Here is a 16,779-nt window from a genome sequence, read left to right as displayed (position 1 = left end):
GCTCCCCGATCGCTTACGAGAACACCTTCCAAACAACATCAACTACCCTGACCCGAGCCGCATAGACGTGTTCAAGATCCGGGGTCAAGGCCCGTTCGATGATCGGAATGGTTGAACGCTCCTCCACTCTTCCGCTCAGGGTGACGACTCCTTCCTGAACGGTCGCTGTCACGCCCCCGGGTGTCATCCGGAGAGTCCGGCCCAGTACCTCGTCGACGATTTCTTCGTGTATGGCGTCGTCGCGGCGGAGCATGGGGCGCAGCAGATCCGAGCGGCTGACGATGCCCACGAGCGTGCCGGTGTCATCGATGACCGGGAGGCGTTTGACGCCCCGCTCGTTCAGGAAGCGCGCTGTCTCGACGATGCTCCAGGCGGGGCGGGCCGTCAGCACGGGAGTGGACATGAGATCACCGGCGGTGCGGGCGTCCATGGTGCGGTGGTTCACGGCCGCCGGCCCGCGCAATTGGTCACGGCCCTCTGCTTCCGGCAGGCCGGCCTGTCTGCGGAGCAGGTCGGCCTCGGAGACGATGCCGATGGGGTGGTGGTGGGTGTCCACGACGGGAAGGGCCGAGACGTCGTTGTAGGCGAGGCTCCAGGCGACCGTCTTGAGTGATGCTTCGGGGCTGGCCGTGGCCACGTCCCGGGTCATGACTTCGGCGACAGTGCGGTGCATCATGGTCCGATTCCCTTTCGTGCTGGGGCGCCAGTCGTGGGCGGCGACGGCAGCAGCGCGGCCGCACTGCTCTGCGGACGGTCCGTGCGTGACTCACTGGGGGGAGGTGGGTACGGGGTCATCCACGTGTGCGGTCACATTCCTCACGACCGCGACCACTCCGTCGAGTTGTTCGGCAAGGCACGTCAGGATCGCGATCTGGCTCCGGCTCTTCAGCCGGCCTTCCAGAGTGACAACGCCGTCCACGACATGGACGGTTACCACGTCGGCTCTGAGCCCCATGGTGCCCACGAGTACGTCCTCGACGATGCGTCGTCGTATCTCCGCGTCGGGTCGCAGAAAGAGGCGTAGCAGGTCCCGGCGCGTGACGATGCCGACAAGTCTGTCCTCGTCGTCCACGACCGGAAGTCGTTCCACGCCACCGCGCATCATCAGCCGGGCCGCTTCCGGTGCGCTCTCCTGCGCGTGGACGGTCACCGCCGGCGTCGACATGACCTCGGCGGCGGTGAATTCCGCTCCGGACGGGGCCGTGGTCGTGGCATCGGCGTCAGGAGCGTCGCCCGTGACCAGATGCCTTGCCGCTTGCCGGTTCACCAGGTCGCTCTCGGAGACGACACCGACAACCCGGTCCTCGTCGTCGAGTACGGGCAGTCCACTGATGTCGTGCTGGGCGAGCAGTTTCGCCACCTCCTTGAAGGAGGTGAGCGGGACGACCGAGACGACCTGGTCGGTCATCAGGTCTCCCACTTCGATGTACTTCATGGAGGCACCTCCTGCCGTCTCACAGCGACTCACCCGGACGCGATGCCGGTGGTTGTTCAGGAACCACGATCCGCCGGGCCGTACTGAGACGAGGAGGGCCGGATGGGTCGTGGCCGGGACCGGTCGGACCCGGTTCGGGCGTCTGGGCACCTGGGCACGGCAGGATTCTTCCGACAGGGTCCATTGGGCCCCGGGGCGGTCCTGAGCGGCCCTCTTCCCGCAGGGGTAAGCGGTGTCAGCGTGAGAGCTGACCCTTCGGTGGCCTCGGTGAGGAGGAACCATGAACGGCACCACCGGCAGCCCGGAACTGGGATCCGTCATCGTCGGCGTCGACGGCTCCGACCCGGCCCGCCGGGCAGCGCTGTGGGCAGCGGCCGAGGCCGCGCGTCGTGACAGTCCGTTGCGCATCGTCTACGCGGCTGACACGGACGGCCGGGTTCTCTATCTCTCGGCGGAGAGCATCGAGCGCGTTCGCAGCGCGGGCTGCGAACTGCTGCGGGAAACCGCCGCTGCCGTCGCGGAACGGTATTCCGGTCTGCACGTCACGACGGAGTTCAGCCGCGGCGCACCCGTCCCCAGCCTGCACCGGACCGCCGGCCTGCGCGGAACGGTCGTGGTGGCCAACCGCGGTCTCGGCGGGTTCAAGAGCCTCATGCTCGGATCCGTCGGCCTGAAGGTCGCCGCGGGTGCCACGACGCCCGTCGTCGTGGTCAGGGGCACTGACAACGGGGCCGAGACCGGAGTGGTGCTCGCCGCGGTCCGTGACGAGCACGATGCCGAATGCGCCCTGTACGCGGCGCGCGAAGCCGAGATCCGTAAGGCATCGCTGCGGCTGCTGCACGTGTGGAACATTCTCGAATCCGCCGGACTCGCCGTGACCATGCTCGACGATGTCGAAGCGATCGCCGGCGAACATGTCCATCACCTGATGGCTGTGACGAACCGGATCCGCGGCGAATTCCCGGACCTGGACGTGCAGGCGGATGCTGAGAAGAGCCTGACCGTGGCCGGGGTCCTGGTGGAGGCATCGCGCCACGCGGATCTGCTGGTGATGGGCGGACGGCGCTCGCCCGGTTTCATCGGCCCCACTCTCGGGCGGGCGACGCACAGCCTGCTGCACCACGCGCACTGCCCCGTGCAGCTCATTCCGCGGCACGGTTCCGGGCATGGGAGTGAGTCGTGATGGGCACCGGCGAACGCCATGAACTCGTCATCGGTATCGACCCGGCCAGGAACTGGCACCTGGCATTGGCGTGGGCGGCGGACGAGGCGCATCGACGAGGGCTGGAACTCCGGCTCGTCGTGGCCATACCTCCATCGCACGAATGGCGTGAGGGCGATGACCGCCCACGCAGAAAGGCCATGCTCCAAGCGGGGGCGGACGCTCTTCGGGAGGGGGCGACTGGGTACGGGCGCGCCACCTGCAACTGCAGCCGGCCACCGATCTGCTCGACGGTTTCCCGGCTGCCGTGATCGGCGGGCTGTCTGCACAGGCCCGCATGGTCGTTCTCGGATCCCGGCATCTGAGCCATACGGCGGAGTATTTCAGCGCCGGCTCCCTCGTCGTCCCCGTCACGGCCCAGGCGCGCTGTCCCGTGGTGGTCGTGGGCGACGCGGAGCACATCACCCAGCAGCCGACCTACCTGGTCGTGGGAATCGACGGCAGCGAGTCCTCGAAGGCGGCGTTGGGGCTGGCGTTCGAGGAGGCCGACCTCCGCGGAGCAGCGCTCCGCGCCGTCTCGGTCTGGCAGCCACCCGTAGTCATGTTCCAGGACGAGGAGGTTGCCGTGCAGGCTCAGCGGCGCATGCTCTGCGAGACCACGGCGGGCTGGTCGTCGAAGTACCCGGACGTGCACCTGACGCACGAGGTGCCGACCGGACATCCGGTGGAGGAGCCGGCCGGGGCGTCTGAACACGCTCTGGCCGTCGTCGTGGGCCGCCGTGGCCGGGGCGGCTACACGGGCATGCGGCTCGGCTCCGTCGTCCACGGACTGCTGCACCGGGCACACTGCCCGGTGATCACAGTTCCCCTTGTGTGAACTCCGCGGTGACGACCACCCCGGCCGGGGAGAGGGAACCCGGACAGGAGCTCTGCGGGCTGGCTGGGCCGGAGGCCGAGCGGTGTCTGGCCGAAGCACGGCCGCAACGAGGTGGCGGAGGCGCGCAGCGCGCCTTTGCACAGCCGCGTTCTTGCGCAGCTTCGCGATCCTCTGATCATGGTGCTGCTGGGTGCGGCACTGCTGACGATCGTGATCGGTGACCACCCGGATGCGGTGGTCATCGGTCTGGTGATCGTCTTCAACACAACGGTGGGAGTCGCGCAGGAGATCCGTGCCGACCACGCCGTGTCGGCCCTGTCGGCCCTGTCGGCCTTGTCGGCACCGAGCGCCCGCGTGCTGCGTGACGGCACCGCACGTGAGGTCACCGCAGCTGTTAGGTCACGTGTCCAGTCGATACCCCCTCTGGGCCGCGACCGCCCGCACGGCGGAACCGGACCGGCTGCTGCGGGACGCAGCGCCTGGAGGCAACTTCAGCCAAGTTCCATGCGCACGTCCACGACGCCTTCGACCGCGCGAATGGCCCGAGCCAGAAGTGGCACCAGGGAACGGTTCCGGAGAGGTCCCCGCAGGGTGACGACACCATCCAGCACAGAGAATTCCACCCGGTCCGGGGGAGAGAGTTCGGCGACAACAGCGGATCGGATCTCCTCGTCGATCTCCTCGTCCGGGCGCAGGAACACCTTCAACAGGTCGCTGCGGCTCACGACGCCCTCCAGCATGCCGAGATCGTTCACGACGGGCAGTCGTTTCACTCGCCTGCGCGCCATGATGCGGGCGGCCTCGGCGAGCGTGGCGTCGGGGTGGACGGTGACGGCCGGACTCGACATCAGCTCCTCGGCCAGCACGGCGCTGGCTTTGGACGCCTCCTCCAGTTGGCCGGGCAGCTTCGGGTCGTCCTGCCGGAACTCCTCCTTAGGCAGCAGGTCCGCCTCGGAGACGACCCCGACGACGCGCCCCTCGCCTTCGAGGACCGGCACGGCGCTGACCTTCCACTGATGCATCAGCTCGACGATCTCTTTGTACGAGGCCTCGCGGCCGATGGCCACAGCCGTGTGGGTCATGACGTCGCTGACGGTGTACCGGGATGCAGCCATGGGGTGCTCCGTAAGTTGTTGGGTGGCCAGGGAGGGCCGGACGTGGCATATGGGGTCTTGCCTTCAGCGGCTTCCGAGGAGTGGCAGTCCGGCTCTTTTGGACACCCGGGCTGCTGATTGAGATGTGCGTTGTGGTCCAGCCGACAGCCGACCTGGCGCTGCTGACCGCCCACCGATCCGATCTGGTGGCTGACCGGGTGCGGATGAACAACCGGCTGAGGGGTGTGTTGACCGACGGCTTCCCTGCTCTGGAGCGGGCCTTGGCCTACTCGGCCCACAAGGGCGCACTGGTGTTGCTCACCGGCCACCGGGTTCCGGCCGCTCTGCGGCGCCGGGGCCGGCCGGCGGCCTGGCATCCGCGAAGGGCCGAACCGGGACTTCTACCTCAAGAAGCGCGGCGAGGGCTGCAAACACGTCCAGGCGATCGCCGCCCCTGCCCGCCGACGAGCGAGCGTTCTGTGGGCTCTCCTGCGCGACGACCGGGTCTTCACCTCCTCCCTGCCGGTCGCGCAAGCGGCTTGACTTCGTCATTGAGACTCCTCGGGCGTGACTCTTGGGTGAGGCACGACGGCGTACTCACACAAGCCCGCCGCTGCCATGAGGGGCGTAGAGATCGAGCAGACGGATCCGAGTGGCCTGCAACCGGTGGGCGAGAACCTGCCCCACCCAATGGCCGATGGCCGAACCGAAGGCGGGATCCGCGTCCATCATCATGCGTACGGTCGCCGCGTCGAACTCATGGGTACGGACAGGCGTCATCGCCTCTGCTCCGAGGTGCCAGATGTAGGGCTCGAACAGCCAAGCCCAGCCGACCAGTTCGCCGGAGCCGAGGCTCTCGATCGCTGCCGGGGAACTGCCTGGTACGCGGATGTCCAGCGTGACGGTGCCCGAGCGCAGGATCCAGAAGCGGTCGGCGTGGTCTCCTTCTTGGAAGAGACGGGTTCCCTGGGCGAAATTGACCTCCTGCCCGTTCCCCATCAGGCGGGCACGGTACTGGGCAGGCAGGGCTGCGGTGATGCGAGTCGGAGAATCGCTCATAGGTGGCCTCCTCTGTAGCCTCCGGTTTCAGCATCGCCGCGCAGTCGGTTCACGGACATGGGTCGAGCGGCCCCTGCCGCGGCCCCGTCCGGCCCTGGGCGGGCAAGCTTTGCGATGTCAGAGCGCTTGGCGCTCAGTCGGCCGAGTTACTCCTGGCGCCCGATCGCGAGTTCGGATCAGACGGCTTCGTGAGTGCCCGGCAGCAGATTCTTTTCAATGTATCGGCGTACGTCCGCGGTGGGCGAGCTGAGGCGTCGTGAGATTTCCGCTTTTGGCGCGATGGGCGCCCTTATGGCGTGGGCCCCGGGCGGCAGTGCCGCGAGGTCGGTCATGAATTCCAGGCCGAGCAGCGGTGCCAGATCCTCGGGATGTCGTCCCAGCACAGAGGCGAAGACGTCCACGTCATCTGCGTCCACACGATAGGCGGAGAGGAAATCGAGGACCGAATCCAGACCGGCACAGACAAGGAAGCCTCGGTCCGGCGGCAGATTGCGCACGAACAGACTGAACGTCGCCGAACGTGTCATGCCCTCGCTCAGATACGCATGAGCCATCGTGACCTCGTAGAGGTCGGTGCTCGTGGCATCCGACGTCGACGGCACCTTCCTCCCCGTCGCGTCACTCCTTCCGGGACTGCCGCCCGCCCCCGCGCGCTCGCGCCGCACCACCCTGCACTCCTCCCTCCACTATCGGCCTCCTGCGTCTCGTGGGCCAGCCGGACGCCGGGGCGGCAACCAGCACCGCCGAGTCTCTTCTGCCGCTGCCGAAGAGCACGTGGTGCGTGCGGACCAGCCTGACCACGAAGGGGGGCCGAACGTTCCGTATCCGGGCCGAACGGGTCCTCATGAACGGCCCGTTCCAGTGCAACTGTGAGGGCAGGTACTTCTGCCCGGTCGAGTGGAAGGCGGTGGAAATGATGAAGCAGCCTCTGGTCTCGGGTGTGGACGGATCGGAGACCAGCCTGCGGGCAGTCGACTGGGCCGTCGATGAGGCGGCTCTTCATGGGCTTCCGCTGCGGCTGGTGTACGCGTCCAGGTGGGAGCGGTACGAGGGCGCCGCGCCGGCGCTCAGCCTGGGCCGCCCTTCGGCGCAGGCGCTCGCCGACAGCATCGTCGAAACGCCTGCTGAGCGTGCCCGTCGCCGTCGTCCGGACGCCGACGTCTCGGTCGAGGTGACGCCCGAGGACGCGGTGATCGCCCTTTTGTACGAGGGACGCAATACCGAGGCGCTGATCAATCGCCGCCGCAGCCACCTCGGACTCCAACTCGGCCGAGTTGCTCATACCCTGCTCTGCCACGCCGACTGTCCGGTGGCTGTCGTACCTCTGGCGGCCCGATCGTGCGAGACCCCCGCCTCACTTCCTGAGTTGCGACGCGTGGTCGGGGACGTACGTCTGAAGGTCCCTCGGCGGCCGTTGGTACCCGCTGGCCGCAGGCCGCGGAGGCAGTTCGATCACCGGCGGAGCGACTGCCTCGTACGGCACGCTCGACAGGAGATGGGCGATCATGTTCAGCCGGGCCCGGCGCTTGTCGTCGCTCTCGACGACGTACCACGGAGCCTCCGAGATGTCGGTATGGACGAGCATCTCGTCCTTCGCCCGCGAATAGGCCTCCCAGCGGGTGATCGATTCCAGGTCCATCGGCGAGAGTTTCCACCGGCGGGTGGGATCTTTCAGCCGGCGTCGGAACCGCTCCTCCTGCACCGCGTCACTCACCGAGAACCAGTATTTGCGCAACAGAATGCCGTCCTCCACCAGCATCCGCTCGAAGATCGGGCACTGGCGAAGGAACCGCTGGTGTTCTTCCATGGTGCAAAAACCCATGACGCGCTCGACGCCTGCGCGGTTGTACCAGCTGCGGTCGAGCAGGACCACTTCCCCCGCGGCTGGAAGATGCTCGACATAGCGCTGGAAATACCACTGGCCGCGCTCGCGCTCAGTGGGTCGCGGCAGAGCGACGATACGTGCCACTCGGGGATTGAGGTGTTCGGTGACACGTTTGATCGTGCTCCCCTTGCCCGCCGCGTCACGTCCCTCGAACACCACGACGAGCCGTGCGCCCTCCGCGCGTACCCACTCCTGGAGCTTCACGAGTTCGGTCTGGAGCCGGTACAGCTCCCGCTCGTACAGCGAGCGCGGCAGCTTTCCGGGCTCGCTCGAGCCTTTTTCGTCCGACATGGGATGACGTTATGGAGGAGACCCTGCTCGAAGTCAAGCGTCAGCGCCGAACGGGTTTCGCTGCGCGCACTCGGTACGGCGTGCCCCTCGTCGTGGATCGCCGTGAATCACAGGGTGAGCAGGGCGACGCCACCGCGATGTGGACGGAGCGGATGTCGGGTTCGGCGTACGGTATGACTCGGTCGTAAGTGGCCGTGCAGGGAAGGCAAGGCGGCCCTGGAAACAGGGACAAAGTAAAGCGTCAGGTTACGTGCCACGCATGGACGCAATGACGCAACAGCGTAGTAGACCAGCGCTGTCGCATGCGCGTCGGCGAGCAGGGGCCTGTATCACCAAAGCCTCCCTGCCCGAGTCGGTGGGCCCATTGGTCGGGACCACTGTGCTGTCAGGACTGGATCGTGGTCGTGGAATGCCCGCCGGGCGAGCGGCAGTCCGCTGTCGGTCACTGATCAGCTGGACTGATGCGCCGGCCTGTGAGGCGCGTGGGCCGGATCGACACCCATGTGTTGCGTTCGCCCCCTGCCCAGGGCGTGGTATGGGCGCGATCGGCAAGCTGCCGCAGTGCGTCGGGCTCGGTAACGATCCGCGCAGGGCCTACGGCAAGCACGCTCCATCCCTGGCTCATGGCCTCGTCCACGTGGTCGACCTCGAATGCGACATCCGTTCCCCCGGCTGTCGCAGGCACTGCGTCAGGTGCGGTCCGGAAAGCGATCGTGCCATCGATGACTTCGTAGTTCACTGGAAAGACTGCCGGGCCATCGGGTGTCGCCACCGCGATGCGTCCTACGCCGTGTGTGGAGAGCCGGGCGCGGCATTCGTCGGGGTCCAGGTCCTGCAACCGGGGGTGCAGGAGTGCCTGGCCCTGGTGGCCGGGTGGCAGATCAATGCCGCCTCCGCGCAGGGCTGCGACGGTGGTGCCGAGTGCGTCGGCCAGGCTGATGAGACTCGCCGGACTCGGGTCAGCCGGCCGTTGTTCGAGGTATGCCAGGTAGTCCGGCGCCATTCTGGCGCGGCGGGCCGTTTCTGCACGGCTGAGCCCCTGTCGCTCGCGTTCCATGGCCACGCGCCGACCGATGTCGCCGGGGTTGGGTGCCCCATCGAGCGGGACCTTGCCGGACTCGGCCATGCCCGGCCGGGACGGCTCGCGGGATCTGCCGGGCCGGTGCTCAAGGTGACGGATATGGGCGTCGGGCCCGGGGAACACGAGCGTCACCTGGTCGGTATCCGACCAGTGCACGTCGTAGGGAGGGGTTCCGTCCTCATGGTGGAGTCCGACAATCTCGCCGTCGCGCCTGCCGGCGCCGGTGGCCGGGCTTTCGACAACAAGCTGATCGCCGAGGTGAGCTCGCATGACCGCCGCCAATTCCTCATGATGTTGCTGTACCCAACGTGCCACGCATGGCGTGTCGCCGCATGGGATGAGAAACCGTGTTTCCGCGTGGCCGAGCGGGCCGGTACCGGCCCACTGGTCCACCGACGAGCCTGGCCGGCCCATCCGCGCGACTCGCGGCGACAGGTCCTGACCCGCTCGACACATGACCATCACCGGCCGTCACATCCCGAAGGGAGAAGCCGCATGCACCACCGATCGGTCGCAGAGCTCATGACTAGAGACGTCGTCAGGGCACGGCGTGACCTGCCGTTCAAAGAGATCGTCAAGCTGCTGGCGGAGAACGATGTCACAGCGGTACCCGTGGTCGATGAACTGGATCGCCCCATGGGCGTCGTGTCCGAGGCCGACCTGCTGCGCAAGTCTTCCGACCAGGTCGATCCGTCCGGCCGCACACCGATTCCGCATCTGGAGGCGTGGGAGCGGGCCAAGGCCGAGGGGGCCAGGGCCGAGGAACTGATGTCGGCTCCCGCGGTGTGTGCGCGTCCGGAGTGGACCGTGGTCGAGGCTGCCCGCCTCATGGAGGTGCAGAACGTCAAACGGCTGCCCGTCGTGGATGAGACGGACAAGTTGCTGGGCATTGTCAGCCGTCGTGACCTGCTGCGGGTCTTCCTGCGCCGTGACGACGCCATCTACGAGGAAATCAACCGGGACGTACTACAGCGGACGATGGGTCTGGGCCCCTCGGAGGTGACGGTCGAAGTACGCCAGGGACAGGTCGTCCTCAGCGGATCCGTCGAGTTCAAGAGCCTGATCCCCATCATCGAACGGCTGTGCCGGAGCGTTGACGGTGTGGTCTCCGTCGCTGAGCGTGTCGCCTACAGGACCGACGACATCCGGACTTCCGGCACCGGCCTGTGAGACTTTCGGGCCCGGCAATCCGCCTCACCGCGCACCGAAACGGCAGGGCAGGGCAGCCTGCCCGGGCCCACGGCAAGGCCGACCGAGCTCGGATCAGGCCCGTGTGGGAGGGGAGTGGCTCTTCGTGCCGGATTGCCTTGTCGGCAGCCCGTTCCACCGTCTCCGCCCCGGAACCCGTCGATGCCCAACCACCAGGGGAATGACGACCGCTCTTGCTTCGTGGGCGGATTTCCCCCTACGCGTTCTGCCACATCGGGGTCGGCATGCGGCACCAGGAGATTTGCGGTACTCCTCGAACGAGAAAAAGCCGTTATCGGCGCGTCGGCGCGGATGCTCACACCATCGATTGCCCCTCACCCTCGTCTGCCTGGTTACGGACAAGGGCACAGGGACGCAGCAGGCCGGGCATGCGGACTCGCTTGCCGTTATTCCAACCTTTACGAGGATGTACAAGACTTACGAGACGGAGTCAGTCGCCATGGAGCCAGTCGTCACCGTGGGCCTCGACGGCTCACCCGAGAGCCTTGCCGCTGCCCGGTGGGCCGCCGACGAAGCCGAGCGGCGCAAGCTCACGCTGCGTCTGCTGCACGCGTGGCCTCTGCTGGTGCCGGAACCGACCCGCGTTCCTGCGGAGATGGATCAGAACTACTGGGCGAGGCGGATCGTGCACAAGGCGCGGGCGGAGCTCCAGGCGCGCCACCCGGGCCTTCCCATTGTCGGCAACCTGGTGGCCGACGACGCCCAGCACGCGCTGCTGCGAGCGGCCTCGGAGTCCGAGATGATCGTGCTCGGTTCGCGCGGACTGGTGCCCGTCGAGAGCTATTTTCTCGGAGACATCAGCATGCCCGTCGTGGCACGGGCCGACGGGCCGGTGGTCCTGGTACGCGCCGAAACGAGCGAACAAGGGCCACAACCCACTCCAGCAGGGGAGGGCGGCGTCGTGGTGGCACTGAAACTGCACGGCCCCTGCGACGACCTGCTCGCATTCGCCTTCGGCAGCGCCGCGGCACGGAGGGTGCCTCTTCGAGCCGTCCATGGCCAAAGCCTGCCGCTGAGCGCATACGCGCCCTGGGGCGTGGACCACGACGTGACGGAAGAAATCACCAAGGACGCGCAGAAGCACCTCAACCAGATCCTCCGCCCCTGGCGTGACAAGTTCCCGCTCGTGGAGGTGAGCGACAGCATTGCTCTCGAAAGCCCCGCCAAGGCTGTCATAGGGGCCGCCCATGGCGCCGGGCTGCTGGTTGTCGGCCGACGCAAGCACCGCCCCGCCCCATCACACCTGGGCCCAGTCGCCCAAGCCGCCATTCATCACGCGCGCTGCCCTGTTGCCGTCGTCCCCCATGCCTGATCCGAGCAACCGGACGGAGCCGATCACGTCGGTACAGCAGGCCGACGTGTCTGTGTTCCTTGGACCTTCCCGCCGCCGTCGAAGCCGGCGTGCTGGGGCCGTCGGCGAGCCACAGGTCGACATGATGCTGGGCGGCCTCCGGGGCGTGCGCACCACGGGCATCGACGGCTCATGGACCTGGGCGTGGGAACAGAGTGGTGTGCACGGGCTCGAGGAGCAGATCCTGAGCGCCGTGTCCGTCGGCACTGAGGCCGTTGCCCGCACTACAACGAGAAGCCGATGTACTGGTTCAAGTACGCGGTCGACGGCGACGTCATCGTCGACTTTCACACGCTCCGGGCGATTGAGCCGACCGGGCAGGACCCGACACGGCTCGATGAGTACATGCGGCCGTTGGGGCTCGTCCCTGGCGAGTGGCCCCCTCTCTATGGCGTCCTGTCGCTTGTTGAGAATGCTTTCGATATCCGGCTGACGCACCCGGGAGAGGTGGACGACCCGCGTATGAGCGGCCGGTTGAGCCCTTTGCCGGAGTGACTCCTCATGTGACTGGACCGTCCCAGTTCGGTGGAGGGGGCTGTCAAGCAGCCGCGGCAAGAGTGACGATCGGCGGGGGCGGGAAGACGGTGCTCTCGTCGTAGGGGACGTTGTTGGTGAGGCAGGGGTGGAGGCATCCGAGGAGGCGGTTGAGGTTGCGTTGGGCGGCGGTGTGCCGTTCTCCGGCTTCGCGTCGGCGGTCGTAGTGGGCCCGTGCGCCGGGTGAGGAGAGGGTGGAGAAGGCCCAGAGGTATCCGGTTGCGGCGAGTCGCTGGTTCTTGACCCGGCGGGCCATGACGGAGAGGCTCTGCCGGAGGCCCGGGTGACCGGTGCGGCTCCGGCGAAGGCCTTGAGGCCCTTGGCGTCGGTGAAGCGGGAACGGTCGTCGCCGATTTCGGCGCGGCAGGCTCGTGCTGACGCTGGCCAGCCCGAGCACTTCGACGAGTCCGACCTGTACGACGATGTCCGCCCCGCGCTCGCGCAGCTGCGGGCCGACGGGCTGTGGCTCGGCATCGCGGGCAACCAGACTGTGCGGGTCGGCGGGATTCTCCGCCCCCCGTTCTTCCGCTGCTCGTACCGGCGCGCGCACTCCTGTGGCGGCGCGTCGCGGTACTCGCCTACCAATCACTGCCCCCGTACGCCCATGAGCTCTACGGCAGACCCGTGGGGCCCGTTCGCAGCGTCGACCGCCACCTGCGCACCGCAGGAGCCGTCCTGCGCGGCATTCCCTCCCGGCTCCGCCGGCAGCTCCCACCCGGTCACATTCTGAACGCGATGGCCCGCCTCGGTTCCGGCAGCCGCCCCACCCCGTACAAACTGCGCAGCCAGGCCGCCATACTGGACGGGCCGGGGAGGGCACAGAGGTAGGCGAAGCGACGGGGGCGACAGCAGGCGATGGCGGACACCAGGCTGATCCAGAGCCGGTACCGACTGCTCGATCTGATCGGGCGCGGAGGCATGGGCGAGGTGTGGCGCGCCCGCGACGAGTCGCTCGGCCGCCACGTGGCCGTCAAATGCCTCAAGCCGATGGGGCCCCAGCACGACCAGTCCTTCACCCGCATCCTGCGCGAACGCTTCCGCCGCGAGGCCCGGGTCGCCGCCGCGCTCCAGCACCGAGGCGTCACCGTCGTCCACGACTTCGGCGAGCACGAGGGCGTCCTCTACCTGGTGATGGAACTCCTCGACGGCCGTAACCTCAGTCAGCTCCTGGAGGACAACAAGCAGCATCCGCTGCCGGTGCCTGACATCGTCGACATCGCCGAACAGGTCGCCGACGCACTCGGTTACACCCATCAGCAGGGCATCGTGCACCGCGACCTCAAACCCGCCAACATCATGCGGCTGGCCGACGGCACGGTGAAGATCTGCGACTTCGGCATCGCCAGGCTCGGCCACGACATCGGCATCACCTCCCGCCTCACCGGTACGGGCATCGCCATGGGCACCCCGCACTACATGTCGCCCGAGCAGATCAGCGGCGGCCATGTCGACCACCGCAGCGACCTCTACTCACTGGGCTGCGTCCTGTACGAGATCGCCACCGGAGTACCGCCGTTCGACCTCGAAGACGCCTGGGCCGTCCTCGTCGGACACCGTGACACCCAGCCCGAGCCACTGCGCACCCACCGGGCCGAACTCCCCGGATTCTTCGACCGCGTCGTCCTGGAGCTGCTGGCCAAGACCCCTGAGGAGCGGCCCGTCGACGCGGGCGACCTACGGCAGCGGATCGCCGTCGGCCGCACCGGCGAGCAGCCGCAGCTCCAGCCTGCGGGACAGGTACGGCTCGCGCCGCCCGTTCCCGTCGTGCGTCCCGGGCAGGAGCTGCCGGCCTGGACCCGCGGCATGACCACCGGGCACAAGGTGTCCGGCGCCGTCCGGCTCGCGCCGCCCGACCACTCCGCGGGCCTCACCGGCGAGTGGACCACCGGCACCGACATGCGAAACCTCACCGGAGAACTGCCACAGGTCAGGGCCGAGCGGCCGACCCCGTCGCCGGAACTGCTCTCCATCCTCGCCAACCGGCACAGCGCGGGCCTCAACCTGGGCAGGCTCGGCCACTGGGAGGAGGCCGGCGAAGTGCACCGTGCGGTCGCCGCCGAACGCGAGCACGCCCTCGGCCCCGACCACCCCGACACCCTCGCCAGCCGGTACGAGGTCGGCTTCACCCTCAGCCGCACCGGGCGCGCGTCGGACGCCCTGCGGGAGTTCGGCCGCGTCTCCCAGGGGCGCGAACGCACCTTGGGCCCCGACCACCCGGAGACCCTCGCGGCCCGCCAGGAGATGGCGTACGTCCTGGGCCGGCTCGGCCGGCACTTCGAGGCCCATCAGGTGTACGCGACGGTCCTCGCCTCCAGGGAACGGTCGATGGGCCCCGACCACCCCGACACCCTGCGCTGCCGCCACAACCTCGCCTTCAACCTCAGCAGGCTCGGACGGCTGGAGGACTCGTACCGGATGGCCAGGGACGTGGCGTCGGCCCGTTCCCGCCTGCTCGGTGCCGACCACCCCGACACCCTGGTCACGCTCTACGAAGTGGCGTACACGCTCGGCCGGCTGGGACGCTGGACGGAGGCCCTGCAGAGCTACCGCGAAGTCGCCCGGGCCCGGTCGAGGTCGCTCGGCGCCGACCACCCCGACACGCTCTCCGCCCGCTACGAGGTCGGCATCAGCCTCGGTCGCCTGGGCCGCAGCGCGGAGGCCCTGGAGCTGTACCGCGCCCTCGTCGACGACCGGACCAGGGTGGGCGGCCCCGCCGACCCCGAGACACTCCGCGCCCGCCACGGCCTCGGCGTCAATCTGGGGCGCCTCGCCCGCTGGGAGGAAGCGCTCGCCGAGGCGCGAGACGTGTGCGCGGTCCGCGAACGCGTCCTGGGCCCCGACCACCCCGACACCCTCGTCAGCCGCCGCGAGGTCGCCGTCGGCCTCGGCTGGCTCGGCCGCTGGGCCGACGCCCTCACCGTCTACCGAGAGGTCGCCGCGGCCCGCGAACGCGTCCTCGGTGCCGACCACCCCGATACCCTCGCCGCCCGCAACGACGAGGCACACTGCCTGGAGCAGCTCGGCCGGGGACCGGAGGCCGTAGAGCTGTACCGCCGGGTCGCGGCGCTGCGCCACGGGCGGGGAGCGCCGCCGCACTGACCGGACGCCACAGCCTCTGGTCAGGGGTGATCGTCCCGTGCTACGAAGGGTCATGCCCGCACCCGACAGCTATGACGCAGTGATCGTGGGCGGCGGCCACAACGGTCTGGTCGCCGCCGCCTACCTCGCCCGCGCCGGACAGTCCGTCCTGGTCCTGGAACGCCTCGCCACCACCGGCGGAGCGGCCGTCTCGGCCCGCCCCTTCGACGGGGTCGACGCCCGACTGTCGCGCTACTCGTACCTCGTGTCCCTGCTGCCGCAGAAGATCGTCCGCGATCTCGGCCTGGACTTCGCCGTGCGCAAGCGGACTGTCTCCTCGTACACCCCGACCGTGCGCGGCGGCCGCGCCACCGGGCTGCTCGTCGGCGGGGACCGCACCCGGGACTCCTTCGCCGCACTCACCGGCTCGGACCGGGAGTACGAGGCGTGGCAGCGCTTCTACGAAATGACGCGACGCGTCGCCGAACGGGCTTTTCCGACTCTCACCGAACCTCTGCCGACGCGGGACGCCCTGCGCGAGCGGATCGGTGACGAGGAAGCCTGGCGGACACTCTTCGAGGAGCCCATCGGTGTCGCCGTCGAGAAGAACTTCCATGACGACCTCGTACGCGGAGTCGTTCTCACCGACGCCCTGATCGGCACCTTCGCCGACGCGCACGATCCGTCCCTGCTCCAGAACCGCTGCTTCCTCTACCACGTCATCGGCGGCGGCACCGGCGACTGGGACGTCCCGGTCGGCGGTATGGGCGCGCTCACCGACGCCCTCGCCCGTGCCGCCCGCGAGGCCGGGGCTCAGATCCGCGTACGGCACGAGGCGACCCGTATCGAGACCGACGGAACACGGGCCGAGATCACCGTCCGCTCACCCGAAGCGGAACACGTCGTCACGGCCCGCAGGGTCCTCGTCAACGCCTCGCCGCAGGCGCTCGCCGCCCTCCTCGGGGACGAGCCGCCCACCCCGGCCGAGGGCGCGCAGCTGAAGGTGAACATGCTGCTCACCCGGCTGCCCCGACTGCGTGACCGCTCGGTCGACCCGCGCGAGGCCTTCGCCGGCACGTTCCACATCGCCGAGGGGTACGGGCAGCTCGCCGGCGCCTACCGGGACGCGGCGGCGGGGCCGGCTGCCCGCCGCCCCGCCGTCCGAGATCTACTGCCACTCGCTGACCGACCCGTCGATCCTCGGCCCCGGCCTCGCCGCCCGCGGCTACCAGACCCTCACCCTCTTCGGTCTGCACACCCCCGCCCGGCTCTTCGCCGCCGACAACGCGGCGACGCGCGCCGAGCTGCTGACGGCCACACTCGCCGAACTCGACGCGCACCTGGACGAGCCGATCACCGACTGCCTGGCACGCGACGAGAACGGCGAGCCGTGCATCGAGGCAAAGACACCGCTCGACCTCGAACAGGATCTGCGGCTGCCCGGCGGCCACATCTTCCACCGTGACCTCGCCTTCCCGTACGCCACCGAATCCACCGGCCGGTGGGGTGTGGAGACCGCGCACGCCAATGTGCTGCTGTGCGGGGCGGGCGCCGTACGCGGCGGTGGGGTCAGCGGGGTTCCCGGCCACAACGCCGCGATGGCGGCGCTGGGCCGGTGACCTCCTTGCACTAGTGTCCTGCGCCCGAGATTCGTCGTTAGTTCATGCATGAGTGCTTCTTCGGGTGTGCCAGCACCGCGTCGTGGTCCGAAGCTGGAACCGTT

The 16,779-nt window shown here is 68.6% G+C and carries 12 protein-coding genes and 7 pseudogenes; 11 read left to right on the top strand and 8 right to left on the bottom strand.

Translation table 11 applies throughout. The features are described from left to right. Nucleotides 1-13 precede the first annotated feature (13 nt). Together ACFVYE_RS46280 and ACFVYE_RS46275 are read right to left on the bottom strand one after the other, a co-directional pair. Nucleotides 14-676 carry a CBS domain-containing protein gene (locus ACFVYE_RS46280; RefSeq protein WP_389609554.1) on the bottom strand — a complete coding sequence of 221 codons (663 nt, stop codon included), beginning with the start codon at nt 674-676 and terminating at the stop codon, nt 14-16. Between the two features lie 90 nt (nt 677-766). Beyond that, a complete protein-coding gene (locus ACFVYE_RS46275; protein ID WP_383964780.1) occupies nt 767-1,435 on the bottom strand; it encodes a CBS domain-containing protein in 669 nt (222 codons plus the stop codon). A gap of 280 nt (nt 1,436-1,715) precedes the next feature. On the opposite strand from ACFVYE_RS46275, the gene ACFVYE_RS46270 reads away from it, so the two are divergent. Both ACFVYE_RS46270 and ACFVYE_RS46265 read left to right on the top strand, forming a co-directional pair. Next, nucleotides 1,716-2,618, top strand: a complete 903-nt coding sequence (locus ACFVYE_RS46270) for a universal stress protein (protein ID WP_383964783.1) — start codon at nt 1,716-1,718, stop codon at nt 2,616-2,618. A gap of 316 nt (nt 2,619-2,934) precedes the next feature. After that, on the top strand, nt 2,935-3,474 hold the full coding sequence (locus ACFVYE_RS46265; protein ID WP_383964785.1) for a universal stress protein: 540 nt from the start codon (nt 2,935-2,937) through the stop codon (nt 3,472-3,474). A 491-nt stretch (nt 3,475-3,965) separates the two neighbouring features. Here the strand turns inward: ACFVYE_RS46265 and ACFVYE_RS46260 are convergent, their stop codons facing one another. After that, the gene (locus tag ACFVYE_RS46260) at nt 3,966-4,589 is read right to left on the bottom strand and encodes a CBS domain-containing protein (protein WP_383964787.1); all 624 of its coding nucleotides are present in this window, start codon (nt 4,587-4,589) and stop codon (nt 3,966-3,968) included. A 128-nt stretch (nt 4,590-4,717) separates the two neighbouring features. Here ACFVYE_RS46260 and ACFVYE_RS46255 point away from each other — a divergent pair. Continuing rightward, nucleotides 4,718-5,111: pseudogene (locus tag ACFVYE_RS46255) on the top strand (hypothetical protein); the annotation flags it as partial. Between the two features lie 54 nt (nt 5,112-5,165). Here the strand turns inward: ACFVYE_RS46255 and ACFVYE_RS46250 are convergent. Both ACFVYE_RS46250 and ACFVYE_RS46245 read right to left on the bottom strand, forming a co-directional pair. Beyond that, the gene (locus ACFVYE_RS46250) at nt 5,166-5,627 is read right to left on the bottom strand and encodes a cyclic nucleotide-binding domain-containing protein (RefSeq protein WP_383964790.1); all 462 of its coding nucleotides are present in this window, start codon (nt 5,625-5,627) and stop codon (nt 5,166-5,168) included. A gap of 302 nt (nt 5,628-5,929) precedes the next feature. Next, nucleotides 5,930-6,229 (bottom strand): annotated as a pseudogene (locus ACFVYE_RS46245) (nicotinate phosphoribosyltransferase); the annotation flags it as partial. A 242-nt stretch (nt 6,230-6,471) separates the two neighbouring features. Here ACFVYE_RS46245 and ACFVYE_RS46240 point away from each other — a divergent pair. Next, a pseudogene (locus ACFVYE_RS46240) lies at nt 6,472-6,939 on the top strand (universal stress protein); the annotation flags it as partial. 42 nt (nt 6,940-6,981) lie between these two features. Here the strand turns inward: ACFVYE_RS46240 and ppk2 are convergent. Both ppk2 and ACFVYE_RS46230 read right to left on the bottom strand, forming a co-directional pair. Next, nucleotides 6,982-7,803, bottom strand: a complete 822-nt coding sequence (ppk2, locus tag ACFVYE_RS46235) for a polyphosphate kinase 2 (RefSeq protein WP_383964793.1) — start codon at nt 7,801-7,803, stop codon at nt 6,982-6,984. Between the two features lie 442 nt (nt 7,804-8,245). Then, on the bottom strand, nt 8,246-9,154 hold the full coding sequence (locus tag ACFVYE_RS46230) for a pyridoxamine 5'-phosphate oxidase family protein (protein ID WP_383964861.1): 909 nt from the start codon (nt 9,152-9,154) through the stop codon (nt 8,246-8,248). Between the two features lie 225 nt (nt 9,155-9,379). Between ACFVYE_RS46230 and ACFVYE_RS46225 the strand changes: the two genes are divergently transcribed. The 3 genes from ACFVYE_RS46225 (at nt 9,380) to ACFVYE_RS46215 (ending at nt 11,939) form a co-directional block, all read left to right on the top strand. After that, entirely contained in the window at nt 9,380-10,054 is a 675-nt protein-coding gene (locus ACFVYE_RS46225; protein WP_383964796.1) for a CBS domain-containing protein, read from the top strand. Nucleotides 10,055-10,532: 478 nt separating this feature from the next. After that, the gene (locus ACFVYE_RS46220) at nt 10,533-11,405 is read left to right on the top strand and encodes a universal stress protein (protein WP_383964864.1); all 873 of its coding nucleotides are present in this window, start codon (nt 10,533-10,535) and stop codon (nt 11,403-11,405) included. Between the two features lie 279 nt (nt 11,406-11,684). Next, on the top strand, nt 11,685-11,939 hold the full coding sequence (locus ACFVYE_RS46215; RefSeq protein ID WP_383964798.1) for a hypothetical protein: 255 nt from the start codon (nt 11,685-11,687) through the stop codon (nt 11,937-11,939). 43 nt (nt 11,940-11,982) lie between these two features. Here ACFVYE_RS46215 and ACFVYE_RS46210 read toward each other — a convergent pair. Beyond that, nucleotides 11,983-12,338 (bottom strand): annotated as a pseudogene (locus ACFVYE_RS46210) (transposase); the annotation flags it as partial. 1 nt (nt 12,339) lies between these two features. On the opposite strand from ACFVYE_RS46210, the pseudogene ACFVYE_RS46205 reads away from it, so the two are divergent. The 4 genes and pseudogenes from ACFVYE_RS46205 to ACFVYE_RS46190 form a co-directional block, all read left to right on the top strand. Next, nucleotides 12,340-12,501, top strand: a pseudogene (locus ACFVYE_RS46205) (haloacid dehalogenase); the annotation flags it as partial. Then, nucleotides 12,492-12,806: pseudogene (locus tag ACFVYE_RS46200) on the top strand (DUF2236 domain-containing protein); the annotation flags it as partial. The pseudogenes ACFVYE_RS46205 and ACFVYE_RS46200, both read left to right, overlap by 10 nt. Nucleotides 12,807-12,833: 27 nt before the next feature. Continuing rightward, complete coding sequence (locus ACFVYE_RS46195; protein ID WP_389609550.1) at nt 12,834-15,077, top strand: tetratricopeptide repeat protein; 2,244 nt, start codon at nt 12,834-12,836, stop codon at nt 15,075-15,077. Between the two features lie 52 nt (nt 15,078-15,129). After that, nucleotides 15,130-16,675: pseudogene (locus ACFVYE_RS46190) on the top strand (phytoene desaturase family protein). Nucleotides 16,676-16,779: the final 104 nt, after the last annotated feature.

The sequence above is a fragment of the Streptomyces sp. NPDC058239 genome, assembly GCF_042882185.1.
Taxonomy (GTDB): Bacteria; Actinomycetota; Actinomycetes; order Streptomycetales; family Streptomycetaceae; genus Streptomyces.
This window is presented reverse-complemented; position numbering and strand designations above follow the sequence as displayed.